The organism is Streptococcus sp. 11273D007BT, assembly GCF_053547195.1.
The window spans coordinates 1,137,424-1,161,464 of record NZ_JBPWPE010000001.1; the positions used below are offsets into that span (position 1 = coordinate 1,137,424).

Sequence of the window (24,041 nt, forward strand, 5' to 3'; positions counted from 1 at the left end):
GTCTTTCTTCCTTTCTGTAACTCATACGCTAGGAATAAGAATATCAAGCGATTTATCTTCTTTTAGATATTTAGCTGTAGAAAACAAAATTCCTGGAATCCCAGTCATTAAGCCATAAACATTATATTTTGTATTAAAGCTGCACATCCAGCCTTTTTCTAAACCAAATGAATGTAACTTTTTGTATTCTCGATCTACAATACCTTTGAGTTTTTTGGACTGGCAATTCTCCATATAATTTAAATAATAACTGAGAGCTAATAAATTTCCACTGGTACCATGGCACAGCGAAAAATTAGTCATATCAAAACCAATTTCAATAATTTGTTTTACAGCATGCTCTACATCTCTTCTCAATTCTTCTACCTCAGAATCAGATAAAATATTATATTTATCATTTAATTGCAGCTGTGCCAACCTTGCAACTAATACCCCTGTAGAACCGTGGCACCAATTCGCACTTGTTTCACCATTCCTTTTATCAATCCAGCCTTCACCTAGTTTTTGTTGATTTTCAAAAGTTCTAGCCTTATTAAATAGATCTAAGGCCTCTGAACGATTAGATTTATATGCTAAAAACAACAAGGCTACTTCTACTCCTAAATTCCCATGGGCAAGGCTGACATTATTTGCTTCTAATCGATTCCAACATATATAATCATTGTTATTGACACCTAATTCTTTAAGTTTAACTAGTGATTGAGCTAGATTCTCTATATTTGTGTCTGTATTCCTGAATGCAACAATTTCATTCGGAAAACTTGATAAAAAATCAGCTTGCGATGTATTTAAATTTAAACAATATTGATCTCTAATTTTAAATATATCATCTGGAAGTCTCTGACCTGTAATCAAGCTAATTCTAGAAATAGCAGAAAAAACTCCTAATTTTCCAACGAAGTATGTTGGATTTTCTATTTTAGTATATAAATTTAATAAAGTTGATAGTATTCGCTTCAAACAATCCATAATTCTCTCTTGTCTAGAAGGATCAACTAAATCATAAGCTTCAGATAAAGCAATAGCCATGCCAGCGATTCCTTCGTATACTGAATTATCCATTGGAACTAATTCAAAAGCGTCGTGATCATTAACTTTTAAAGTTAACCAATTTGTACTATCATCTTCCAATGAATATTTCTCATCATCCAAGATGATATCTACTAACGCATTAATACCTTCATTTAATATACCGTCATCAACACTAGTACAGTCATATTTTCTATATTCTTCTTGAAGCTCTGTACTATACAAAGCTTGTGTAGTTTTTAGTGAAAATTCTATCAAATCAATCTGTTCCTCAATTAATTCATCACTAAGCCTCTCTAACTTTTTAAGAGCCGTATTTAACGCTGAGATTTTTAATTTCCAAATTTTTCTCTCTCCATCTGTAATATCACAGCTATTAATGCTTGTGCTAAAATATGGAATATCCATGTTTAATAGCTGATTTTTTTCTGACTGGATTAACATATCACAGTCATATTCATTTAGTTTATTTGACATTTTTTCAAATAGCACTTTCGACTTATCGCAGTATACGGGAGATATTAGTAATTGTCGTATTAAACTATAATCCTTAGTGTTTCGAAATAAAATTCTAGTCTGAATATCGCTATGATTTAAATAAAGATTTTTAAGGTATTGTTTTTCCTTGACAAAAAAATTCCCCAATTCTCGGAATCCCTCTTTAATGAATTCAATATATTCTACCGCATTAAGATAATGCTTCTCTCCTCCTGAATTAAGAAAATAGGGTAAATGTTCTTGATTTTTTATCTGATATTTTTTCTTTTCGATACGGATGTCATCCCGATTATGATTAACAACAACTTTTACTTCCCCAAAGAATGTTCCCCCAAGAACTCCACTAGTATCCCCGCCAAAAACATCATCTGAGTCAGCAATTGGAAGAAGACCAGTGGAAAGTACGGAGTCTCTACTTTTTTCTATAATATGAAATGTTGCTTTATTACCAACCAACGTATCAAATGGTGAGATAGAAAAAATTGTTTCGACATCAACCAAAATAGGTGTAAGATTTGAAGAGATTAAATTTTCAAAATGTAAGTCTGAAATATTTAAAATGTAGGAATATCCTAATAAATAACCGATTCTACGATAAAATTCCTCAGCTTCATTTTTTGAATTAATAGGCTTACTAATTACGAATTTTTCCCAAAAATAATTTCCTTTATTCAAAAAACTAGGAATAAAATGAATTTCTTTATCTAGATAAGCACTGACTCTAGAATCTAATCGAGCCAAAAGTATGTTTGGTTTAGCTGATTTCTTTTTTAATACAACCTTTTGTCCTCGGTAAGATACAATACATACTCCGTCACCATTGTGAATATCTCCAGTAACATTAAGTTTGATATCACTTATGTTAGGAGTCACGCACGTACTATTAATGTACTTTTTTGCTACTAATTCTGAAAAGTCAGAAATAAATGTATTTTTTACAAATTCAACCAAACTTAAATATTTTTGAATACTGAGTACAACGCGATGATTTATTTCTGGGAAACGTTGCTCAATCTCATCCAATATTATACCTTTCCTACATAAGACATTATTAAAAAAGTCATAACGAATCTCTGGTGTAGACCCTACTAGACTTCCTTCAATCCGCTTCTCATTTATTAAATAAATTAGCGTCGGACGATAATAATCTAAAATCTTTTTCCCAATCTCATCAATGATATCACCATCCTCCAGTAATAGTTCTGGAAAGTATCTTTCAAGAACTACTTTTTGAAAAGTATTAAATTGGTTGTACAAAATTTCGCTACCCACCATACTGTTCCCCTCCAAAAACTAACAACATGTGAAGATTGCCTGTAAACTATTCCAACGACATTCCGCAGAAATAGTATTAACACCATGACCTGCTCCTCCTAAAAGAATATCCAGATCATCGATTTTTACTTCTTGTAGTGTAGCAACTGCTTCATAATTTATTTCTTTATTAGTTTTCGCATTCATAATTTTTTACCTTCTTTTTAATATTAGTTTAGTCAGTGCACTTCTCTATATGATAATTTTAGTACTCTTACTTAAAGATAAGTTTAAGAAATAATAAATTTTAAATAAATTTATACATTACAAAATATTCGTCACTTCTATGGCAACGATCAACTTCACATGAGACCTCTAGGGATAAGTCCTGCATCTTTCCTCGTTTACACAAGATATGAGCTCCCTAACTCTCACATTGCTAGGTAGGTTTCTAGGTATTTAGAATTTTTGGTCTTCTCATCCTCCATATATACCTTACATAACATTTCTGTTCAGAGAACCACCATTTCACTATTCCTCCCTATCCTTGCCACCTCATAATAGTCAGCATTTTGAGTCCTATTGGGTTACTCGCTAGCAGGTGTCCCCAGAGTACTTTCATCTTAAATGTAGCCATGCCCAGCGTTATCAAAAAAAGACAGACCAAAATAATTTTGAGTCTGTCTGTAAATTGTCAGAGGAAATCCTCCATTACGTAACTTCAAAGATATCTAAATGTATATATTTATGAACAACACGTAAATAGGAATTGCCATGAATTCATATGACATTCATGCGAAATAGTTTTAAAAACCCCATTTTTTCCAGCACCAATAATTTGATCCAACTCTTCAAGACTTACTTCTTGAATCGTACTCATTAATTCAATATCTTTTTTCATTTTAGTCGCCTCTCTTTGAAAAATTTTTTTACGAGCAACATGTGAATAAAAACTGCCATGAATTCATGTGACATTCATGTGAGATAGTTTTAAAAACTCCATTTTTTCCAGCACCAATAATCTGATCCAACTCTTCAAGACTTACTTCTTGAATCGTATTCATTAATTCATAGTTATCTTTCATAACATTTTCCTCTTTCTATTTTTTATTACCGACAATATCGATATCTTCTTTGTTACAAGTTCATCTTACAGGAGTATCTTAAAGTCTGTATAAAGAAAACATAAATTTAACTTTAAGATTTTTAATCTCCAAATATTTTAATTTAGTTAGTGAGGCCCTTGAAATAATATATTTTTATCTATAACTTGTTTTATTTTTCGAATTACAACATTAAATATTATTTCAATCTTTATTATATGATTGTCAAGTCATAAAATATTTGTATGCTTATTATATTTTCATTCTGAGTAAGGCTAAATAAACCCGATAACTTTATTGTATGATATAATTTATATAAACATTGGAGGTAAAAGTATGGGTTTTGAAATACAATTGTTGAATAAACATATACTAATTGTGGATGATGACATCGCATTAAGCGAATCAATCAAAGAAGTGCTCATGAGTCGTGGCTTCAAAAATATTAGTTTTGCTTATAGTATTAGCGAAGGTATTGATATTTTTTCAGTATCTCAAATTGATTTAATTATTCTAGATGTCATGTTACCAGATGGTGAAGGCTATTTACTTTCCAAATATGTAAGAAAGACATCTGATGTCCCAATTCTATTCTTAACTGCTAAAAATAATCCTGATGATGAAATAAATGGGCTTGACTCAGGAGGAGATGACTATGTTACAAAGCCATTTTTACCTAAATCTTTAACTTACCGTATAATGGCATTGTTGAGAAGAGCTTACCGAGATGAATCTGAACTCATTGAATTAACAGATTGCACAATTGACTTGAATAATGCAAGCGTAAAAAAAAGTAATCAAAATTTTTCACTGACCCCTACTGAAATTCAAATTCTTAGAAAGCTATTTACCAACAAAAATTACATCGTTTCCACAGAGACAATATGTGATACTATTTGGGGATTAGATAGCTTTGGATATGAAAAATCCTTAATGGTCCATATACGCAATATTCGAGAAAAAATCGAAATTATACCTTCCAAGCCAAAGCATCTAATTACCGTTAAAGGGCTTGGATATAAACTTGCTATTTAAACAATAAGAGATCTTATGAATATTTTCAAAAAGAATATATTAAAATTTATTTTATCGTTTATTTTCATCATAATGGTTGATATAGTACTTCTAACTGTAGCAGCAAACTATATACGTAGCCAACAGTCTGCCTCCAACATTATAGAAACAGTATCATCAGAAATTGTTTTATCTGATGGTAATTATACTGTCAGTCAAAAAGCCAAAGAATTAATCGATAATAATAACTTATGGATTATGATTATTGACAAAAATAGTGGAAAAGAAAAATTTAATATTGATAAACCTAAAGATATAGCTAATCAATTTGATTTTGCAGATGTTATTCGTTTCTCCAGATTTTATTTAAAAGACTATCCTGTATTTACTCAAATAAAAGAAAATGATCAGGATATATATATTATTGCATTCCCGAAAGATAGTATTATTCGCTATAGTAATAATTATTTTGATTTGAGCAGGATTCAAATTTTTCCCATCATTATCCTATCAATTATTTTTGCTAACATATTATTTTGCTTAATTTTATACATTTATAGTATTACTTTTCTAGATAGAAATATCAAGCCAATTATTTCTGCAATTGTAAAATTACCGAACGGTGTAAATACACAAGTTAAATCAGTAAAAGAACTAGATAAATTAACATTCGCCATTAATTCTGCCAATCAGAAACTTCGTGAAAATGAAGAGTTTAAAGAAGATTGGATTTCTGGAATTGCACACGACATAAAAACTCCTCTTTCAGTTATTGTATCCAACATATCTTTAGCCATTGAGAAAACTGATAACGACACTCTACTCAAATATTTAACTCCTACTTTAGTTGAAAGTCATTATATCCAGAACCTTCTCAATGACCTAAATATATTTGCTAGATTAACAAACGGAAATCTGATATTGAAACAAGAAATTATTTATATTATTCCATTTTTTAAAGATATAATCATTCAAATTATTAATCAAGAAATTTGGCACGATTTCAATTTTGAATTTACTGCCGATGAAAATTTATATAACAAAAAAATGTATGTCGAAAAATCTCTTGTTTCTAGGATAATCCATAATTTGATTTACAATTCTGTTTTACATAACCCCTCTGGATGTGATATTCAGATTATTCTTAAATCTCTGACCAATGACAGATTTTCAATTACTATACTAGATAATGGAGTGGGAACATCTGTGGATAGACTTAACAATATCAATAAAATTGAAGAATTTAATTTTGATATTTCTGGAGTTCGTAGGAGTGGTATAGGCTTAAAAATTACTAAGCAAATTGTTGATTTGCATGGTGGTGATATGTTTATATCTAGTCAACAGGGAGAATACTTCCAAACTACTATTACTTTAGATAGTATTGGTTGAAGATATTTTTGAGGATACCTTTATCAATCGCCCAATTATCAATTCTTTCGATAGATTTCTTCCTTATTTTTTATAGCAAAAACTCTCCTTGATTTTTATTAATTAAACCTATAGGTAATAGTTTATTCTAGTGAGACATTCTCTTGGAATTTCAAGTCTATATCTGTATTAAGAATTTTTACAAACCTTTCTATTCTACTTACCAGCCCTTCATACTCATCCAGATATAAGCTAAATTTTTCTTGTAATAGCTTAATTTCTTCAGTCACTTGTTCTAGTGTAATTGATTCTGTCAAATTTAGTTTTGAAAAGTCATACCTTGCTAGTTTTCGACTATTCGGATCATCACTCTTTAGGTTGATAAGCACTTCCGCCATCTTATTCAAGGTGGCGATTTTTTCATTGGTTTGATTTAGTTTGACATCTAGCTCTGCTATTTCTGCGACCAGTTCGTCTTTAACGTCTTGGTATCTTTTGTCTGTCTCTGTTAACTCAATCAAGAGGTTAATCTCAGTAATCTTTTCTTGAAGTCTTTCAACAGTCGGTCGTCTGTATGGTATTGCTCGACTATCGTTGGTTAGCTGTCTAATCAAGGTTCGTCCTTTTATATACTGATTCTTATCCGAATGTTCTTTGTTATAGATAAAGTATGAGGTTGTCTCACGGATATAGACTTTATATTTTGTCTGATTCTCTTCTTCAAGAATATCTAATTGATAGTTAGGAATGAAAATAAAACCGCTCTGCTTTACACCAAAAGACACCTTGATATAAACGCCCTCATCAACTAACTTCTCTATTTGGTGTCCTGCAAGTTCCACTTCAAATTCGTGAACGGCATCTCGTGTTTCCTTAAATGTCTCAAAGGCTTCCTCAATCTCTTTAGTGGATACCTTATCCTTATCTCGTTCTTCTTGAAAAGCATGGTACTGCTCCTTTAAATTCTCTAATCCTCCTGAATCACCTACTTCCTTATTTTTAAAGTAATCTTGAAAAAAATTGACATCATATAATTTCTTGTCACTTATTTTTTTATGATTCAGACATATCTGCTTTCCATTTTTTTCAAGTATGAAGGTTACATTCTTTTGTTTTAAGTCAATGGTTAGATTCAATTCTTTCGCTTTTGTCAGTAACTTTTCCAAAGAATTAACACGGTTCAACAAAAATTCTAATCGATTTTCAATCTCTAGCTTGGCAAAATATGTACGGAAAAAGTCTTCATCATATAGCTCTCGTTTACTGAGTTGGCGTCCTCGAATTGGCTTTGTCATGGATCTATCTGTCATCATGAATCGACTATGCTTCTGACTAAAATCAATATGAACATGTAGCTGCTCTGCTTTTTCTAAAAAATCATCAAAGGACTTTGACTGTTGCATCAAAAAATAAAGGCGCTGCTTCAATTCAAATTTATGACTAATCTTCCTATATTTTTGGTAGTCACGGTAAGAGAAACGCTTCTCAATAATTTTCGCTCCAGCCATTTTAGAAATGCGATCTGAAATCATGCGAAGGTTTCGTTCCAAGGCATAATTCCATATCAACTTTTTATCTGAATTGCGGTCAATAGCATTGATTAGGATGTGATTATGAACATGATCTTTGTCTGTATGAGTCGCTACGATGAAACGAAAACGACCTCCTGTTAATTCCATCATGGTCTCATAACCAATGCGGTTAATTTCTTCAGGTGTCAGATTATCCTCGGGAGAAAATGATTGTATGAGGTGATGGGCATGAATATTTTGTTGGTGTTTTTCTTGTCGGTCATTTCTAGATTCGTACAACTTGTCGTTATTGGTAAAGTTGACATTGTACATTTCTACCATTTCTTCATAGCTAGGAAAGTCTAAGTAATTGCTCATGCCAAAATCAGATACCAATTTCAAATTGTCTGTTTTACCGGGATTGAGGATATACTTAATCAGACGCCTACGGTATTTTTTCCCGTGCGTTGCAAAGTGTTTAGTGACTACCATGAAACTCCCTCAGTCTCTTCACTTCCACTTGAAATTCTTTCTCCACTCCAGTAATCAACTCACTAACTCCTTTACTTAATTCTTGTAACTGTTCTTGAGAAATCAGATGACTTTGATTAATCGCACGCGCAATTTGATTAATGTTATTTCCAATCCGTCTCAATTCAAATACTAACTGGTCATAGGTATCCGTGTTAATGGTGACAAATGACATATTGGGATTCAGCAACACTTTTCTAGCATATACTGAGAAATTTTGACAATGACTCTTAGCAATCCGTTCATTCAATTGATGTAATTCTGAATCTGTTAGAAATACTTTTTTGAGATTGGTACGATAACGATAAACCATAGTAGCCCCCTATCTCATATATTTTTCACGAAACTCACGACTGAGTGGCTGTACTTGATTGACTTCCGCAATCAATTCTTGAACGCAGGTCAATAAGATTGAAACGTGTTCTTGAGTCACTTGGTGATTTTCTCTTGCGACAACTAGAACTTCATGCACATCTCGACTAATTTGTTCAAACTTTTGAGACTGCCAAAGGGAAAACCAACTTTCAAAAATTCTATCCTGATAATTCTTTTTCAACAAATTTTGACGAAGAAATTCTGAGAAACTACCCACTTTTTGTTCCCTCATCATTTCTTTTATCTGTTTTTCTTCTTGTCTCGTGATTCTAAATTGCTTACGGATTAACTTAATTTCTTGTCCCATCCTACTATCCTTTCAACATGATATTTGTCTGACAATGTAAGGCTGCCTCACATTGTCAGTACGCTTCCTAAAGACTTCACTCTCTCCTTGTTCGGTCTTTGCGAGCTCAGATATTGTGTCCACAATATCCCCAAAATCATATCGCCAGCTGACCAAAACCTTTGAGTTTTGATAGCTGACGATAAGATAACTTGGTGGCTTCGCCCCCAAACCCCCAGTAGAAAATCAACACTTGATTTTCTTAGGAATGATATTAGGATAATAGAGGTGATTTGGAAAAAGTATCACAAAACAAAAAGTAGGATATTTCTAACCTACTTTTCATTTCCTTATATTATTCAGAAAGAGCTGTCTCATATATGGACATCTTATGTTTAAATGAGTCTCTTCCACCTTCCAATTGATTGATAATATGGTTTTTTATAAATTTTTCACTAACATATCCCTGTGATTCAATCCAAGCATGAGCCCCATCTGATTCCATAATTACCACTTGATCGGTCATGGAATTTGTTACAATTGTCGCATTATGGGTTGCTAAAATAATTTGTCGTTGAGCTTTCACGTCTCTAAACTGTTGAACTAAATGTCTGTATATATAGCGGTTATCCAAATTATCTTCAGGTTGATCAATAATTAATGGTCTGAAATCCTTTGAATAATCACTATATGCTAGTAAAAAATCTAACATCGCTACAACTTTTTGACCCAAACTTAATACACTAACTTCTTTATAAAGAATGTCAAGATGTTGTGATGTTTCTTTTGAGTTAATGTTAAACTCCAAAAAAAGTCTTTCATTGGCTACATGTTCTTTTAGCACTCTCTTTAACTCATCTAGTAAACTACTATTTGCGATTAAAGAATAAATACTAGTTTTTAAATAGGGTATGTTAGAATCATTAATCTCGGAATTATTTCTCCACTTATTCTCATGTTTTGCAAAATTCTCCTCAGAAATATTTTTTAATAATATAAAATACCTATTAGGAATATTTTGTTTCAAAATAACGTTAACAAATCCTTTTATTCCTAACTCCTGATAAACAAGGTATAGAATATCTGCAACATCCCGCTTACTAATTCTATAATTTTCAAATGAGAAATTGAGAGTTGAATTACTTTTGAAAAGAGTGCTTTCAAAATCTGGTACTTCCCATCTATCAATTTGCTCATAACAGATTCTTAACTTACCAACTTGAGTTTGATTGAAATCATCAATTATTTTGAGTATTGAATCCTTACGAACTCTCCTATATTTATCAAGTTCCTGTAGTTTAGCTTCGAATGATTCTAGAGTCTGAGTTCTTAAACCATAGTTTGGTCTCGGTAAATTTTTATTTTTTAGCATTAAGTCGGAAATAAATTCTGTAATTTTTTCTCCATCCGCTGTTCTAACCAACTCATTAACAGAATATCTCCTATCAAACATTTTTTCTAATATTCTAGTTTTATCAACTAATTTGAAAAATTTTCCCTCAACTTTGTATACTTTCGTATATTGAGAGCGTGTCCACTCTTTGATAGAGTCAGAATTGTAGTTATAAGGATATCCATACCTATTCTCACGATTTTGCCCATAATATTGTAAGATATTGTCCTTATTTTCCTGCAAGACATCTGGCAAACTAACCTCAATGATATATTCAGCATCCTCTAAAACATAGAGTACAAAAGCATTTGCATGGTTACATAGGAATTCTAATTTACTCTGCTTGTCGCAATCCTGAGAAAGTACAAATTGTAACATATCTATTAGTGTACTTTTCCCTGTACCTCTCCCTCCAATTAAACAGTTCATAGATGGTGAGAATGTTAAAAAGAAGTCTCTATCTTTTTCTAACTTATCACCTGTAAGAAAACTTCTATCGCCTCCACGACTTTGAATGTATAAACCTTTTATGTAAGACTTTTGTTCAAAATTTGGTTCAAATAAACTTACTGATACAGTGTAATCAAGCAAAGCTTCTTGGAACATTTTAAAAGAAATCTTTCCACCTTTTATCCACATATTATTCTTTCCGACTGAATCAATATCATGTGAATCATTATCTAATAAAAAATTTGGTTCACAATTAAAATCTGTCAATAAACGATTTTTCGATCCTTCAACAGAATTTATATTTTTTACACCAATAAATCGTGTATTTTCTTTTGTAAAAACTTGTCTCTTATATGCACCCGACAAGTGAGAACCTTTTTTCAAAATATTATAACTATTGAAATGAGCAATGTAGTTAATTATGTTTTGATTATTAAAATCTTTCATGATAGTCAACGAATGCTGATAACTTCCATCTTTTTCACTTATAATATTTTCACATAACCATTGATTAACCCAAGATTCTTTTTCATGATCGTATATACAAACAATATGTAACTTATCTGCTGCACTAATTTCTACTCCATGTAAAATATGAGGATGTATATTATAAGTCGGATAGGTTCTCGTTATAATTGAAACTGCTGTTTGAAGTTTTTTAATACCTTTGGTAGTATTATGATCAGTTACTACAACTATTTCTATTTCATTTTTTAAGATAGCTTCTGCTAACAAAAGAAAACTAATGTACTCTTTTGGGCTAGAAAAGACAACTTTATCAAAGCTACTAAAAAATTTTGTTTTATCAACTTTGATTTTCTTATTTTTGAAAAATATATCAAATAATTCATCTTCTGTACTTTTTCTATATTTCGTTGAAGTCCAGCTCGAAAATAGCTTATAATCATAAGAAACAGGTGTATGTAAATGAATCAAGGTCTTATGAAAACTACCGAATTTCTCTTTGGTATTTGTTAATTCTCGATAAACAGATTTTATCTTATTATTAAATCCTCGCAATTCTAACCCCCAAAAAATATTATCTTTAAAATCAATTATTTATTTTTCTCAAGTAATTCATTAAGTAGGAGTTCACTCTCCTTCACCATCTCCTCCTCTACCTTGCTCCATTTTCCAAAGAGACACTCTTGTAACACTTCTGCTGCGGAGCCTTCATCAATTGCAGAATCATAAATGCAAGTCCTGTCTCTTTGATAAATCTGAATCTGGTCAAAGAGTTGCTCTCTTTCTAACTCCCTTAGGTTATCAACCAAGTTCTCTACAATCCCATCATGGTGTTCTTTTGGCGTTGCTCTGGCCTGATTGGGATCGATGGCATAAAGCTCTTCGTAACGAATCAAAGTACTGAGATAGGACAATTCTGGTTTGGTGCCAATCACAGCTAAGGAAACCTGGTAGCCTTTTGATACTAATAATTGAGCAGTCTGACGAGGAACTTGAGTGGTTCGCAAAGTTCCCTCAATCAGCAAGTGATACCCCTGCGTGCTGAGTCCGTCAACCAGATGCTCTACCATTTTTCCTGCAAATCCCTTGGTATAGTCCACGCTGTCCTTGCCATACTTTTCTTGCAGGGCTAAGTAGTTGGGATGCTGAGAACGGTAGCTATCACCATCGATGATAATGATATTGCCTTGAAATTCTTTTTGCTTGATACGATGAATAGTCGTCTTACCTGCTCCGCTTTGTCCACCAAGCAAGATAGCTTTCGGTTGACCTGGAATCGTCTTTCCTCGGGTTAAGGCCCGAATGGTTCGCTGTAAGGCCTTCTGAAACTCAGCCTCACTGAATTCTTCCAACCTCATTAAGCCACCACCCGATGATGCACCATGTCTAACATCCGCTCGATACCGTCTAAATAGCCATTGTAACGCTCTATTTCATCGAAAGTATCGACAAGGTAAATTTTTGTGTTAATCAATTCGGCCAAGTCATCACTCATCAAAATCCAAGGGTTGGATTCATCATCAAAAGCAATATCTTGACTATCCTGGTATCTATAAAGCTGTGATAAAATGGCAGCTCCACGTTCTTTTATCACTTCTACTTTTAAAGTCAGTTGGTAATCTTCAACAGGTGTTAACATCTTATCCTCCCCTACAATATCGACATAAGAAACGTTAAATTTCTGACAAATACGGTCGATGAGTTCAGTTGAAACTGTACTAGTCCCATTTTCATAACGACTTAAGCTATTGCGTGAAATACCAACCATTTTCGCAAATTCTGGTTGTGTTAAATCATGTGTTCGGCGTAGCGACTTGATATTGTCTCCAATCATAGATAAAGACCTCCTCATATTTGCTTTCATTATACCATAAAAAACGGATAACGCACCAAATATGGTGCGTTATCCGTTTTTAGGTTTCTTCGCCTGCTTAAACTGTTCGATTCGTTTCTCCAGTTGTTCCGTCTTAAGTTTATTTTTCGCTTCTTGGATCGACTTATCAAGACTTTGTTCCTCATCGGTTATAACGCTTTGAGATAATTCAACGTTCTTATCAGGCTTAAAATTTGTATCAAAAACCACATCTAGGAGTTGTTCTACTTTGGTTAGTTCAGTATCTGACATCTCAGATAGTCGATGAATCAGTCGTTTAAATTGATCCTGGTTCTGTTTTTTCTTTTGAAAAAATTTCATTATCTTCTCCTTCAATTGTAAAAAGGTAGCCTTCATAGGACTACCTGACTTATAAATCATCAATGGCTACTGAAATAGCCTGCAACTTTTTATTTTGGATTTTCTTTTCATCAATCAATTGATGAAGTTCTTCAATTTGCTTCTGACAGGCGGAAATATCCTTGTTGTTTTGTGCAATGGTATCAGCCAAGTGTTGTTTATAGTCACTTGTGATATTTACCTTCTTCGGCTGACTTTGTTTAACGGTTGATGCGAGCGTTTGTACATCTTTAGATTCTGACTCCTTTTGTTGCTGTTCAAAAGCAGCCACATAATCTACTTCTTCAATTGGTTTTTCATCCTGTTTATGGAAAAGTGCTGCAATTTTTGCTCGTTCTTCATGGGAAGATGTTGGTTTCACATCATCTAGTGGCTGATCAAAATTCCAAGTTTTACTCATTTTATATCCTCATTTCTGTAATCTGAGTGTAGTGTGGTTTCTTTACCAAAGGCTTGCTCTAGTGCTTCATGAAATGACAACTGACTAGATTGTTGCCGTTTGATAAAGGTACTGTACATAGCTGTTTGTAGTTGGTCTCGATAGTGTTCCAATTTCTCAGTCTCACGTGAGACTTTTTCTTCTTGTCTAGCTACTTTTTCAGCCAGACGTTCAATCACACTCATAGGGTGTCCTCCTTGTCACTTTCTAGATTATGATAGTGGACTTGATTTTGTTATCACAATTCCATAGCACGCTCTCGTTTAGGTGGAGGATGATTCTTATTAACTTGTGCTTGGGCTGTTTGGATACAATCACTTAAGGATAGTTCACTCTGCTGTTTCACAATATCATTCCAATCTGACTTTGTTTCAAGTCCTTGCAATGGTGGTAAATCTTGAGAAAGCGGAAGTCCTTTATCTGACAGTTTCTGACAAAATTCTCTTCCTGCCTCATCGTTATCAACAGCCAATGTTAATGCATTTGAATGAGTTTGGTAGAAGGTTGTCGTCTCTTGTATTGCCTGAAGATAATGACTAAGTCTGCTTGGATTTACTGTATCTAGAAATGCCAATTTCCCCTGTTCCTCTGCTGCTAGACGCAAGGTCTGATAAGCAATCACAGAAAGTTTTAAACCTTCCATTGAAATCAGGCGAACATCGGATAATTGCTTTTGGTAAAGCTGATAATAACTCATCATATCGATAACTGATTCACAAAAAATGAGTCGCTTAGGATCCCCAATATCGAAACTAATACCGACATGGCCATGAGATCCTTTCATGATTTTTTTGAGATAACCTCGATCGTGCTTTTCTTCATTTTTGACGAGACCTTGAAGGCTTGCGGCCTGTAAGATCCCATTATGGTCAAAGCTTTTAAACACTAATGCTGACTCCGAATGATAAGTAGCTTGAGCAAGCAATCCTTGTCTACCAAAGGTATTTATAGTCTCATCACTTAGGCCACGAACTTCATTCAAGTAAGTAAGTGCTTGCTGAAAGGGTTCTTCATGCAAATAATATTGAAACGGTTGATAAGTTTCTTCTATCAACTTAGCTTGTTCAAAATCCCCAGTTTCAAGATAGGATACAGCCTCTTTGAAAGTAACGCCTGCCACTAATTGAACAAAGTCTATCACATCCCCTTGTATATCTCTTGAAAACCATTTGAAAGTATTGGTATCCGCAAAAATCCGAAAGGAATCATGGTCTGGGTGTTCATAAATGTGTCCTGATAAACGTCTGAAGGAATAACCCAGACTTTCAGCCACATTTAAAATGGCCTTTTGTTTTACTGCTTTAATTCGTGTCATCTTGTCTCCCTATAAAAAAAGCAGAAGAATGTCTCCTGCTAGTTGTTCTCACTTGTTGTAGTTCAGTCGGTCATTTTTTGCGGACAGTTCATACATGCTATCCTTTTCTGTTCTCTGCTCCTGCGTTTGCTCTCGTTTGATTTCTCCCTCCGTATCTTCTTGGCACAAGCAGGACAATACCTTGATGCACCAGAGCCCGGGACATATTCAACGCCGCACACCGTACAATTTTTAGCGGGCATTGCTGCCCACCGTTTTGTAGGTATGATATCATCTGCACTGGTGCTTTTGGCACGATACGCTTTCTCTTTTTATCTGCTTTCTTATCCTCGCCCATACTTAAATCTTCCTTTCCAGACAGGGCAGGGAAGAGTTTGGAAATGTCCCCGCCCTGCCAATCAGATACCATTAATCCTCGCTGTTTAATTCTTTCTGTAATGCTTTAAGGAGTGCCGCCGCTTCATCAGCGTTCAGCGTGATTCCCTTGCCGCACTTTTCACGGTTCGGGGAAAAGCTGCGGATGTCATACTTCGGCTCTTTCCCATTCCATGAAATGAGATTGATTTCCTTTGTGTAGCCACTGTCGCCCGTAGACAATACTGCGATTTCCTTTACGATTTCATACTGGATTTCTCTCATTCTCCATACCTCAACTCTCTGTATTTACTTCCCGAAAAAAGAAGATTAGCGGCTGTCACGGTTGCGTTTCCTCTGCAACTCACGCTCCAAAAGTTTGATGATGGTTTCCTCCATCTGCTTCGGCGTTGTGTTCTTCGGAAAGTATTTTTTCAGCTTGCTTGTGTTGATTTTCAAGGTTTCTTTCTGGTTGCCCTTTTCCTCCGTCATAATCGCAAATATCGTATCCATGTCAAGCCGCCCGCTCTGGCTTAACTGTTTCATCCGCTGTGCCTGTGAGAGTGAGGGCGTTGCTTCTTCGCTCTCCATCGTGGCAAAGAGGTTTTCCTGCTCGTCTTTCTTCAAGAAGGACAGTTCCACCGCAGGCGTGAGGGCGATTTTCCCCTCGTCCACCATCTGCAAAATCGGCGGTATCAGTTCCGTCAGGCGGATAAAACGCTGCACGGTCATCCTGCCCACGCCGAAGCCCTGTGCCACCTTGTCGTCCGTCCGCAACTTCGTCACAACTTGTGACGAGGTTAAGTCTGTGCGGAAACCCTGCCGCTTCATGGCTTCGGATTTCATCTTGTAAGCAAACGCCCGCTCCGATGGCAGGATATTCTCACGCTGCAAATTGCTGTCTACAAGGGTGATGATGGCTCGGTCACGGTCTAAGGGCAGGACAAACGCAGGCACGGTATTTATCCCTGCAAGTTCAGAAGCACGGACACGCCGCTGTCCTGCAATCACTTCATAACCGTCCCCGTCCTCTTTCGGGCGTGTGATTATCGGCGTGACAATGCCAAATTCCTTGATGCTTTCCGCTAACTCTGACAGTGTTTCATCTTCTGCCACATGAAACGGATTGTCGGGGAACGGGTACAAGTCTTTGGTCTTTAACACCTTAAAATCCTGTTTCTTCATTCACATATCTACCTTTCTTTCGCTCTGCTTCTATGATTTTTCTGCAATTCTTCCAACACTTCGGGCGGTATTTTTGACAGCAGCCGCCCCATCTGCTCGTTGGTTCTCTGCAATTCAAATATCTTCTGATTCGCTTTCTGCACCTTTAGTTCCTGCTCGTACTTTTCATCACGCATACGCCCCGCATAGTCTGATTCCTGCCCAATTCTCTCTTTCAAACTGTCGATATACGCCTGCTGTTTCCCGATTTCCTTAGAGAATTTCTCCACGTCTGGCAGCCATGCAGAGAGTAAATCTAACGCTTTATCCCTTTTCTTCCCTGCGTTAAAGGCGTTGATGTCGGATAGGGCAGACACGATTTCTTCATACTGTTTATCAAGCCTGCCGCCTAATTTATAGAGCCATGTGGGGACGTGTTTCCGCTTGGTTTCCATTGAGGACTGCCCCCGTTCAAGCTGATTCCACCGTGAGGACATCCGCTCATGGTAGGCGGTCTGCCACTCGGATAATGATTTCTGGTTGCCTAAGATAGCTTTCGCTGACAGCTTATTGTCTGGCGTAATCGGCACAAAGCAGAGGTGCATATGGGGCGTTCTCTCGTCCATATGGACGACAGCGGAGAGGATATTCTGCTTTCCAACACGCTCCGAAATGAAGTCAAGAGCCGTCTGGAAATACGCTTTTTGTTCTTCGGGCGGTAACTGGTTCATAAATTCTGGTGAAGCTGTGATGAGCGTTTCCACCATCATCACGCTGTCTTTCCTTGTCCTGCACCCCGCTTCGGCTACCATGCGGTTAATCTCTTTCTTGTAGGTGTACTTTGGTGGTGCTATGAGATGGTAATTGTTTTTAGAGCGTTCCATATCTATATCTGGGTTGCTTTTGTAGGCTTCTTTCTTCCGCTCGTTGTGGCGTTCACAAGCCGCAACGCCGCCCGCTTTTCGTTTCTGGAAACGCAGGATTGCATAAGGCATAGGCGGATTCCTCCTTTCTTTCGGCGGGTGACCGTCCTTTGGGGTGACAGCGGTGACGGTGGTGACAGCAGTTTTGGGATACCCCCTGCCGACTGCCGCAACTGTCACCCTCACCCCCTGCATGACGGTCATGTCGATGATGACGGTGTTTTTGGGATACCCCCCTCGCAAGAGCCGTCACCGTCATGCCGCCATTCTTTTATCCGAAGCCGTAAGGCGTAGGATAGCAGGGCACAGCCCTGCCTTAAGGGAGTCCAGAGGGAACGTCTGGCACACGACTTTGCAGGGCAAAGTGTAGTGTGTTACACCCTGTAAACGCAGTCGGAAAAATCGGAATGATTTTTCTGACCGCAGGGGTGGTTTTACACGACCGAAAAGGGCGAGTAAATCTCACGCCTGCATTTTGCGTTTACGGGGTGTTCTCCCGTAGGGATGACAGCGGCAGGGTATCCTAAAATCACTGTCACCACCGTCACTGCTGTCACCCGCAGGGCAGAGCCGCCAGCTTTACATGGCTTTAAGCGTCAATGACAGTAACAGGGGGGTATCCTAATATCGCTGTCACCACCATCACCGCTGTCACCCGCCCTCCTTGCAAGGGCAATCCGCCTGCCGTCTTTCCTGCGGCTGTACTGGTAGCAGATACGGTTCTCGCTTAAAAATGTGGTGCGGTATTCATTCAGCCATTTCGTAATCACCGTGGGTATGGTTTCCGTTTCCCCCATAGCGGCTAACAGTTCCGTTGCCGTGCCTATCCATTCTTCCTTATCCCTCATAAAATCCACCAACCGAAAAAGGACATCTGGTATCGTTTCTTTCGCAAGCTGCTCCTGCGTTTTCCGCTCCACAAGCTCCCAACGGCAATCACGGAAACGCAGCGTGTATTCCTGATAAGGCGTGTCCCTGCCCGTCACATACAGCTTGGCGGTGTCAGACGCACGTTTCTCCTTTTCCAGAACAAAGGTAGCGTCCGCACTCCCCGTTAATCCTGTCGTCCCAGACACCTTGTTGAACACGTCGCTGTCATTCTGCTTTCGGATGTGGTGTACGACAATGACCGCCAGAGAGTGCCTGTCGGCAAAGTCTTTGATGAGGGAGATGTCCCCATAGTCGCTTGCATAGGCATTGTCTTTTGAAGCTGTACGGACTTTCTGCAAGGTATCAATGACAATGAGCCTGCTGTCTGGGTAATCTTTCAGATAATCTTCAAGCTGCACGATAAGACCGTCTGACAGCTTGCAGCTTGCCACGGCAAAGTGGAGCCGCCCGCTTGCTTCGTCCGTCAAACGAAATAACCTGTCCTGTATGCGGCAGAACGTGTCCTCAAGGCAGAGGTAAAGCACATCGCCCTCCATTGTCGTCATGTCCCATAAGGGGATTCCCTGCGACACGCATAAGCACAGCTTCAGCATGAGCCAGCTCTTGCCTATCTTCTGTGAGCCGCAGAACAGCGACAAGCCTGTGGGGATAAGGCTGTCCACCACAAAGGACGGCTTCTCAAGCGGCTCATAAAGGAGCGTTTCGGCGTTGACTGTCTGTAACTTCTGCATGGGTTTCCTCCTTTCGGGCAGTTATCTTGTTTTTGTTGCACATAGGCGTTGACCTCCTTAAAAATAGATTTACTCCCACGAAAAAAGTGAGAGTATGTAATGCCGCCAATCCCACACAAATAAAAAACAGATTTCTTTTTCGGGCGGTGTCGGTCACGGTTGGAGATATTTCTTCAATTTCCGCCTTTACTTTCTCCTTTGCAATCGCAACAGATTTCTGTATTGCCGAAGCGGTGCAATGCTCCATAGCGGCGATTTGGTAAAAATTGAACTCATACTCGTAGTAGAGCAGGAAACGCCGCCTTTGTATCTCTGGAAGGCTCCCAACCGCCTTATAGAGCGTTTCATTCCGTTCTTCCTCAACCATGCGTTCATCAAGGCTCTTAGGCACACGCAACGCCCGTCTGTAAAGGGTTTCGTCCCATACCTCGTTAAACTCCCTGTGCCGCTCGTCCCATTAGAAAAGATTCCTGTTCCTGCGCTCCATCTGCCGAAACTCCATAAAGAACTGTTCCGACACTTCCAACTCGTGGGATTTGCCCTGCCCGTCCTTAAAGCTGATAAAATACCTTGTGCCGCTTTCCGTGGATTCCTCCCGAAGCGTGTATGCCTTAACCCTGTATGCCATCCTGTTGTCCTCCTGCAAAAAATGAGTGAGGGGATTTCCATCCCTCACCCAGTAGCCCGCAGGATGGCAGGCTGTTTTAGAAGCTATAAAATTTTCCGCAGCTTCTTCCGCAGATGGTCTAACCTCGCATAGATGGCACCAGTTGTCAAATGCACAAGCGGGGCAATCTCCTTTGTGGAATACCCCTGCATTTTCAGCAGGACGATTTTCAAGGTACGCCCGTCCACCGTGACTAATACTTGATAGAGATTTTCGCTCTCAATCTCTTCCAGTAACTCCGCAACCGTACCCACTTCCGCCTGCCGCTCCCTGCCTGCCATGTCCTCAAGATATTCCGCAACGTCATTCGTCCATCGGTAAAACCGCCTGTTGGAATTGAAGTCTGCCCTGTCCGCCATGCGTATCTGCTCAATGGTCGCTTCATCAACGCCGCACTCACGCAGCAGCTTTTCCTCCGCTTCTTTCCAGATACGCCATTTCCTGTCCTCCCGTCCGTGGTTGTATGCCATTCTTACTTCCTCCAATCAGAATTGATTGAGAGGGCAGAGAAAAGCCCCCTCATCTTCCCAAAGGAAAAAACAAGGGGGCTGAACGCCTTAAATTTTAATTTTCTATTATCTTTCTTAGTTTTATTAGGATTCTGGCTTTGCGTTTGTTTACAACGCTCTGGGTTATGCCCAACCTCGCCCCGACTTCACGCTCGGAAAGTCCGTCAAAAAAGATTGCCTGTATCAGCTCCTGTTCACTATCCGACAGCAAAGGCAGGGCGGCTTTCAGCCTGTCCACCATGACCGCATTGACAACGGTTTCTGCAATGTCCACCGCTTCATCAGTGATAAAGTCCAGAGGATTCCCCTCGCTGTCCGTAAATCCGTCGAGAGATAGCAGTCTATTCTTTGTATCTAATTTTTGCAGATAACGCCACCGTTCCTTGTCACGGTAGAAGTCTGTGTATTGCTCCCTCACGACTTCAAGCAGACAGCCTTGAATGGGGATAAACAGCTTGTCCATATAGGTCTGGTCGGATTCCCTGCAACGGCAGAACTCCGTGTAGGATAATTCCACATAGCCGCCACTTTCTCTGATATATACCTTTCTTGGTGCATATTTCACCATAAATACCTCCCATCTGAATTTTTGAAATGTAAAAAATCCAGATGGAGAGGCGGAGAACGACACCGCATATCAGAAACAGCCCTACGGCACTTTCCAACAAAAATCGACAAAAGAAAAACCGCAAAGGCTCTGTGACCTTTACGGTTATAGGAAATAGTAATTCTATTGTATGGAGATTGTACTTCTACTTTCAAGGTGAGAAGTACCGTTGCACTGGCAGAAATTTTTTTAACTGGTTTCCTGCCGTTCTCTGATATGCTATGTATTGATAAATTTTGCTTCGTATGAGCAGATAGATAACTGCCCGAAAAAAGGACATAAAAAAATCCCTCCAAATTTAAAAACAAATTCAGAGGGTAATTTAGGGTATAACAAAATAACCCACCCGAATATCGTTTTTTTTATTTGGTGAGTTTGTTCTTTCAAATACGAAACAAAAAGAGCCGATGATTCGTGAATTGTTCCACAATTTCATCGGCTCTGCGTCTTAAGCGTCTGGCTCTTTGATGACAGTTATCTTCAAGTTGTCAACTTTAATCAATCTTTCTTGTCTGCATTTTGGACAATAAAGGGGATAATTCTCCAAAACAGTGTCCTTCCTAATTTTATTACGGGTTTTGCTCCCACAAACAGGACACAATATCCATTCGCATTTCATCATAATTAGTCTCTAATCCTTTCAAATCTCATTTTATATGACTTTTGCAAGCTGTTAAGCTAACTTGTGGAACATATGCCGAACCTTATCTATACGGCTATTCGGGCGGCGGGGTTGGCAAATAAATTTACCAATAGCTGGCTGGTATCCTTTTAACTCTGTCAAGCAGACTCCCTGCCCATTTGTGAAATAAGTTAAATCGTTCCTGTATTCTTGAATACATCTAGCAGGGATTTCTCCTTTCAGAATGACCTCGTCATTCTTTATCTGAGTACTTACAATATCTGCACAATACCTTGGAGCATCATGATACGCCCGTGAGAGATATTCCTGCGGTGCATAAATTTCAAAGTGGAGATATGGCTCTAATAGTTCTGTCCCTGCTTTTTTTAAAGCCTGCTCCAATACGATAGGGGAAAGCAGCCGAAAGTCTGCGGGGGTACTTACAGGACTATAATACAATCCATATTCAAAACAGATTTTACAGTCTGTCACTTTCCATCCATACAGCCCCTGCTCGCAGCCATAAAGAACCCCCTCCATAACCGCATTTTGGAACGATTGATTTAAATATCCAAGTGAAACTCTGCTTTCATACTGCACTCCGCTTCCAATAGGGAGCGGCTCTATGGACAACCCGACAGAAGCCCAGAAAGGATTTGGCGGGACTTCTATGTGGATGGTATATTCTGCTTTTCTAAGCGGTCTTTCCATATATATAACAGTAGGCTCTTTTATTTCTGCCTCCACATGATATTTTTCCTCAAGGATGGCACAAATGACTTCCATCTGCACATTCCCCAAAAAAGAAAGTATAATCTCATGCGTTGTAGTATCCACGTAATACTTTAAAAGAGGATCGCCATCTGAGATTTCTGTAAGTGCCTCAAGCAACACTTCCCGCTGTTCGGATTTCTTTACTTCAATTGTTGTTTGGAGCATAGGGAGCGGATTTTCAATAAATTTTCTCTGCGGCAACAGTATTTCGTTCCCCAAAATACTGTTTAGCTGCAAAACATCATTTGGTAAAATTACAATATCACCAGAGTAAGCCGTATCTGCTAAACACAATTCACCGTTTGTAGGAATACTCATCTCTGTAATTTTTATTTTCTCTTTTTCTGATATTCTGACAACGTCCCTCGAATGCAATGCGCCGCTGTACAGACGCACATAAGCCAAACGCCTCCTTTTTTCTGAATATTCAATCTTAAAAACCTGCCCGCATAGTTCAGACTGTTCTTTGGGCGTTGATGAATAAAGCCTGCCTGTAATTACTTCTATAAGCTGCCGAATCCCCAGATTGTTTTTAGCACTTCCGTGATAAACGGGAAATAACGTTCCGTTTTGGAATCTCCTGTTTTCTTCCTGTTCCAGTTCTGACATTTTAAACGGTTTCCCTGACATATATTTCTCTAATAGTTCATCGTTTCCCATAATTACCGCATCCCACTGTTCCATATCGTCATTGTCCGTTACATTTATATGGGGATGCTGCCCAACCTTTTGCTTCACTATAATTTCCGAAGAAAGCTTTGCTTTCATTTCTTGATATACCATTGGCAAATCAATCCCCTCTTGGTCAATTTTATTGATGAAAAAAATTGTCGGAATCTTCATTGTCTGTAGTGCATGAAACAGTATACGGGTCTGTGCCTGTATGCCATCCTTTGCAGAAACTAATAATACTGCTCCGTCTAATACGGATAAAGAACGGTATACTTCCGCCAAAAAATCCATATGGCCTGGCGTATCTATAATGTTGACTTTTACATCCTCCCACTGAAAAGATGTCACTGCTGTCTGGATAGTGATTCCCCTTTGACGCTCCAAATTCATTGTATCTGTCCTTGTTGTGCCTTTATCTACGCTCCCTGGTTCTGCAATTGCACCACTGGTATACAATAAACTTTCCGTTAATGTTGTCTTTCCTGCGTCAACGTGAGCCAGAATGCCTAAGTTAATTATTTTCATGTGATTTTCCTCCTATCAACACCCAAAAAAGGGCATAAAAATACCCAGTGATAAATACTCCTATCACTGGGTAAATAACTCCAATAGCCCCAAAACACTTATATGTTTTCGGGCATATAAAATTACATGATAAAAGTATTCTTAAACTGGGTACAAAAAACTAAGCCCCATATTAAAAGTGAAACGGGACTGCTACTTTTTGTTCCCACTATCAAATTGACAGTTTATTTAAGAATACCTTGCCGCATATTTATTAACTCCTTGTATAATACTGAATCTAATTATATTCCTTAACCCTTTATTTGTCAAGCTGACAAACTAAAGCAGAAAAAGCG

24 protein-coding genes and 2 pseudogenes are annotated in these 24,041 nt (G+C 37.8%); 2 read left to right on the forward strand and 24 right to left on the reverse strand.

Translation table 11 applies throughout. From position 1 onward, the window contains the following. Positions 1–21: 21 nt before the first annotated feature. The 4 genes from ACEE75_RS05835 to ACEE75_RS05850 form a co-directional block, all read right to left on the reverse strand. Complete coding sequence (locus ACEE75_RS05835) at positions 22–2,802, reverse strand: type 2 lanthipeptide synthetase LanM family protein (RefSeq protein WP_024394871.1); 2,781 nt, start codon at positions 2,800–2,802, stop codon at positions 22–24. An 18-nt stretch (positions 2,803–2,820) separates the two neighbouring features. Then, complete coding sequence (locus tag ACEE75_RS05840) at positions 2,821–2,988, reverse strand: lacticin 481 family lantibiotic (protein WP_074391117.1); 168 nt, start codon at positions 2,986–2,988, stop codon at positions 2,821–2,823. 538 nt (positions 2,989–3,526) lie between these two features. After that, positions 3,527–3,682 carry a lacticin 481 family lantibiotic gene (locus ACEE75_RS05845; RefSeq protein WP_002935048.1) on the reverse strand — a complete coding sequence of 52 codons (156 nt, stop codon included), beginning with the start codon at positions 3,680–3,682 and terminating at the stop codon, positions 3,527–3,529. A 28-nt stretch (positions 3,683–3,710) separates the two neighbouring features. Beyond that, positions 3,711–3,866, reverse strand: a complete 156-nt coding sequence (locus ACEE75_RS05850) for a lacticin 481 family lantibiotic (protein ID WP_002935049.1) — start codon at positions 3,864–3,866, stop codon at positions 3,711–3,713. Positions 3,867–4,220: 354 nt separating this feature from the next. On the opposite strand from ACEE75_RS05850, the gene ACEE75_RS05855 reads away from it, so the two are divergent. Next, a complete protein-coding gene (locus tag ACEE75_RS05855) occupies positions 4,221–4,919 on the forward strand; it encodes a response regulator transcription factor (protein WP_002935052.1) in 699 nt (232 codons plus the stop codon). Positions 4,920–4,934: 15 nt separating this feature from the next. After that, on the forward strand, positions 4,935–6,290 hold the full coding sequence (locus ACEE75_RS05860; protein WP_002935054.1) for a sensor histidine kinase: 1,356 nt from the start codon (positions 4,935–4,937) through the stop codon (positions 6,288–6,290). Between the two features lie 122 nt (positions 6,291–6,412). On the opposite strand, the gene ACEE75_RS05865 is transcribed toward ACEE75_RS05860, so the two are convergent. The 20 genes and pseudogenes from ACEE75_RS05865 to tet(O) form a co-directional block, all read right to left on the reverse strand. After that, entirely contained in the window at positions 6,413–8,272 is a 1,860-nt protein-coding gene (locus tag ACEE75_RS05865; protein WP_024394872.1) for an SAG1250 family conjugative relaxase, read from the reverse strand. Continuing rightward, positions 8,259–8,624, reverse strand: a complete 366-nt coding sequence (gene mobC, locus ACEE75_RS05870) for a plasmid mobilization relaxosome protein MobC (protein WP_018163914.1) — start codon at positions 8,622–8,624, stop codon at positions 8,259–8,261. Before mobC ends, ACEE75_RS05865 begins: the two co-directional genes overlap by 14 nt. A gap of 9 nt (positions 8,625–8,633) precedes the next feature. Then, positions 8,634–8,993, reverse strand: coding sequence for an SAG1252 family conjugative relaxosome accessory protein (locus tag ACEE75_RS05875; protein ID WP_002935059.1), 360 nt, complete (start codon positions 8,991–8,993; stop codon positions 8,634–8,636). Between the two features lie 334 nt (positions 8,994–9,327). After that, positions 9,328–11,835: a Spaf_1101 family AAA-like ATPase gene (locus ACEE75_RS05880; protein WP_002935064.1), complete on the reverse strand. Its 2,508-nt coding sequence runs from the start codon at positions 11,833–11,835 to the stop codon at positions 9,328–9,330. Positions 11,836–11,870: 35 nt separating this feature from the next. Next, positions 11,871–12,638 (reverse strand): type II toxin-antitoxin system toxin PezT, encoded by a 768-nt coding sequence (gene pezT / locus ACEE75_RS05885; RefSeq protein ID WP_002935066.1) that lies wholly within the window; start codon positions 12,636–12,638, stop codon positions 11,871–11,873. Beyond that, positions 12,638–13,114, reverse strand: coding sequence for a type II toxin-antitoxin system antitoxin PezA (gene pezA, locus ACEE75_RS05890; protein ID WP_002935067.1), 477 nt, complete (start codon positions 13,112–13,114; stop codon positions 12,638–12,640). Before pezA ends, pezT begins: the two co-directional genes overlap by 1 nt. 69 nt (positions 13,115–13,183) lie before the next feature. Continuing rightward, a complete protein-coding gene (locus tag ACEE75_RS05895) occupies positions 13,184–13,474 on the reverse strand; it encodes a hypothetical protein (protein ID WP_002935069.1) in 291 nt (96 codons plus the stop codon). A 49-nt stretch (positions 13,475–13,523) separates the two neighbouring features. Next, a complete protein-coding gene (locus ACEE75_RS05900) occupies positions 13,524–13,913 on the reverse strand; it encodes a DUF5945 family protein (RefSeq protein WP_002935071.1) in 390 nt (129 codons plus the stop codon). Next, positions 13,910–14,137, reverse strand: a complete 228-nt coding sequence (locus tag ACEE75_RS05905; protein ID WP_002935073.1) for a DUF5965 family protein — start codon at positions 14,135–14,137, stop codon at positions 13,910–13,912. Before ACEE75_RS05905 ends, ACEE75_RS05900 begins: the two co-directional genes overlap by 4 nt. Before the next feature lie 53 nt (positions 14,138–14,190). Further along, the gene (locus tag ACEE75_RS05910; RefSeq protein WP_449164868.1) at positions 14,191–15,267 is read right to left on the reverse strand and encodes a DUF3991 domain-containing protein; all 1,077 of its coding nucleotides are present in this window, start codon (positions 15,265–15,267) and stop codon (positions 14,191–14,193) included. 48 nt (positions 15,268–15,315) lie between these two features. Next, positions 15,316–15,536 (reverse strand): annotated as a pseudogene (locus tag ACEE75_RS05915) (recombinase family protein); the annotation flags it as partial. Between the two features lie 139 nt (positions 15,537–15,675). Next, entirely contained in the window at positions 15,676–15,906 is a 231-nt protein-coding gene (locus ACEE75_RS05920; protein WP_001206986.1) for a YdbC family protein, read from the reverse strand. A gap of 45 nt (positions 15,907–15,951) precedes the next feature. Beyond that, positions 15,952–16,806: a ParB/RepB/Spo0J family partition protein gene (locus ACEE75_RS05925; RefSeq protein ID WP_000743700.1), complete on the reverse strand. Its 855-nt coding sequence runs from the start codon at positions 16,804–16,806 to the stop codon at positions 15,952–15,954. Positions 16,807–16,814: 8 nt separating this feature from the next. Further along, positions 16,815–17,780 (reverse strand): MobV family relaxase, encoded by a 966-nt coding sequence (gene mobV, locus ACEE75_RS05930; RefSeq protein WP_001820668.1) that lies wholly within the window; start codon positions 17,778–17,780, stop codon positions 16,815–16,817. Between the two features lie 524 nt (positions 17,781–18,304). Next, positions 18,305–19,330: an AAA family ATPase gene (locus ACEE75_RS05935; RefSeq protein WP_014636623.1), complete on the reverse strand. Its 1,026-nt coding sequence runs from the start codon at positions 19,328–19,330 to the stop codon at positions 18,305–18,307. 153 nt (positions 19,331–19,483) lie between these two features. Beyond that, positions 19,484–19,958: pseudogene (locus tag ACEE75_RS05940) on the reverse strand (RNA polymerase sigma factor). 83 nt (positions 19,959–20,041) lie between these two features. Further along, the gene (locus ACEE75_RS05945; protein WP_000323895.1) at positions 20,042–20,467 is read right to left on the reverse strand and encodes a sigma-70 family RNA polymerase sigma factor; all 426 of its coding nucleotides are present in this window, start codon (positions 20,465–20,467) and stop codon (positions 20,042–20,044) included. 94 nt (positions 20,468–20,561) lie between these two features. Continuing rightward, positions 20,562–21,074, reverse strand: coding sequence for a sigma-70 family RNA polymerase sigma factor (locus ACEE75_RS05950; protein WP_000241709.1), 513 nt, complete (start codon positions 21,072–21,074; stop codon positions 20,562–20,564). Between the two features lie 487 nt (positions 21,075–21,561). Further along, a complete protein-coding gene (locus tag ACEE75_RS05955; RefSeq protein WP_002779755.1) occupies positions 21,562–21,735 on the reverse strand; it encodes a cysteine-rich KTR domain-containing protein in 174 nt (57 codons plus the stop codon). Positions 21,736–21,786: 51 nt separating this feature from the next. Next, positions 21,787–23,706 carry a TetM/TetW/TetO/TetS family tetracycline resistance ribosomal protection protein gene (gene tet(O) / locus ACEE75_RS05960; RefSeq protein ID WP_248029508.1) on the reverse strand — a complete coding sequence of 640 codons (1,920 nt, stop codon included), beginning with the start codon at positions 23,704–23,706 and terminating at the stop codon, positions 21,787–21,789. Between the last annotated feature and the right edge of the window lie 335 nt (positions 23,707–24,041).

Excerpts from the sequence above, each read along its gene's own strand:
- ACEE75_RS05835 (WP_024394871.1), bottom strand. The coding sequence starts at position 2,802 with ATGGTGGGTAGCGAAATTTTGTACAACCAATTTAATACTTTTCAAAAA.
- ACEE75_RS05840 (WP_074391117.1), bottom strand. The coding sequence starts at position 2,988 with ATGAATGCGAAAACTAATAAAGAAATAAATTATGAAGCAGTTGCTACA.
- ACEE75_RS05845 (WP_002935048.1), bottom strand. The coding sequence starts at position 3,682 with ATGAAAAAAGATATTGAATTAATGAGTACGATTCAAGAAGTAAGTCTT.
- ACEE75_RS05850 (WP_002935049.1), bottom strand. The coding sequence starts at position 3,866 with ATGAAAGATAACTATGAATTAATGAATACGATTCAAGAAGTAAGTCTT.
- ACEE75_RS05855 (WP_002935052.1), top strand. The coding sequence starts at position 4,221 with ATGGGTTTTGAAATACAATTGTTGAATAAACATATACTAATTGTGGAT.
- ACEE75_RS05860 (WP_002935054.1), top strand. The coding sequence starts at position 4,935 with ATGAATATTTTCAAAAAGAATATATTAAAATTTATTTTATCGTTTATT.
- ACEE75_RS05865 (WP_024394872.1), bottom strand. The coding sequence starts at position 8,272 with ATGGTAGTCACTAAACACTTTGCAACGCACGGGAAAAAATACCGTAGG.
- mobC (WP_018163914.1), bottom strand. The coding sequence starts at position 8,624 with ATGGTTTATCGTTATCGTACCAATCTCAAAAAAGTATTTCTAACAGAT.
- ACEE75_RS05875 (WP_002935059.1), bottom strand. The coding sequence starts at position 8,993 with ATGGGACAAGAAATTAAGTTAATCCGTAAGCAATTTAGAATCACGAGA.
- pezT (WP_002935066.1), bottom strand. The coding sequence starts at position 12,638 with ATGAGGTTGGAAGAATTCAGTGAGGCTGAGTTTCAGAAGGCCTTACAG.
- pezA (WP_002935067.1), bottom strand. The coding sequence starts at position 13,114 with ATGATTGGAGACAATATCAAGTCGCTACGCCGAACACATGATTTAACA.
- ACEE75_RS05895 (WP_002935069.1), bottom strand. The coding sequence starts at position 13,474 with ATGAAATTTTTTCAAAAGAAAAAACAGAACCAGGATCAATTTAAACGA.
- ACEE75_RS05900 (WP_002935071.1), bottom strand. The coding sequence starts at position 13,913 with ATGAGTAAAACTTGGAATTTTGATCAGCCACTAGATGATGTGAAACCA.
- ACEE75_RS05905 (WP_002935073.1), bottom strand. The coding sequence starts at position 14,137 with ATGAGTGTGATTGAACGTCTGGCTGAAAAAGTAGCTAGACAAGAAGAA.
- ACEE75_RS05910 (WP_449164868.1), bottom strand. The coding sequence starts at position 15,267 with ATGACACGAATTAAAGCAGTAAAACAAAAGGCCATTTTAAATGTGGCT.
- ACEE75_RS05920 (WP_001206986.1), bottom strand. The coding sequence starts at position 15,906 with ATGAGAGAAATCCAGTATGAAATCGTAAAGGAAATCGCAGTATTGTCT.
- ACEE75_RS05925 (WP_000743700.1), bottom strand. The coding sequence starts at position 16,806 with ATGAAGAAACAGGATTTTAAGGTGTTAAAGACCAAAGACTTGTACCCG.
- mobV (WP_001820668.1), bottom strand. The coding sequence starts at position 17,780 with ATGCCTTATGCAATCCTGCGTTTCCAGAAACGAAAAGCGGGCGGCGTT.
- ACEE75_RS05935 (WP_014636623.1), bottom strand. The coding sequence starts at position 19,330 with ATGCAGAAGTTACAGACAGTCAACGCCGAAACGCTCCTTTATGAGCCG.
- ACEE75_RS05945 (WP_000323895.1), bottom strand. The coding sequence starts at position 20,467 with ATGGCATACAACCACGGACGGGAGGACAGGAAATGGCGTATCTGGAAA.
- ACEE75_RS05950 (WP_000241709.1), bottom strand. The coding sequence starts at position 21,074 with ATGGTGAAATATGCACCAAGAAAGGTATATATCAGAGAAAGTGGCGGC.
- ACEE75_RS05955 (WP_002779755.1), bottom strand. The coding sequence starts at position 21,735 with ATGATGAAATGCGAATGGATATTGTGTCCTGTTTGTGGGAGCAAAACC.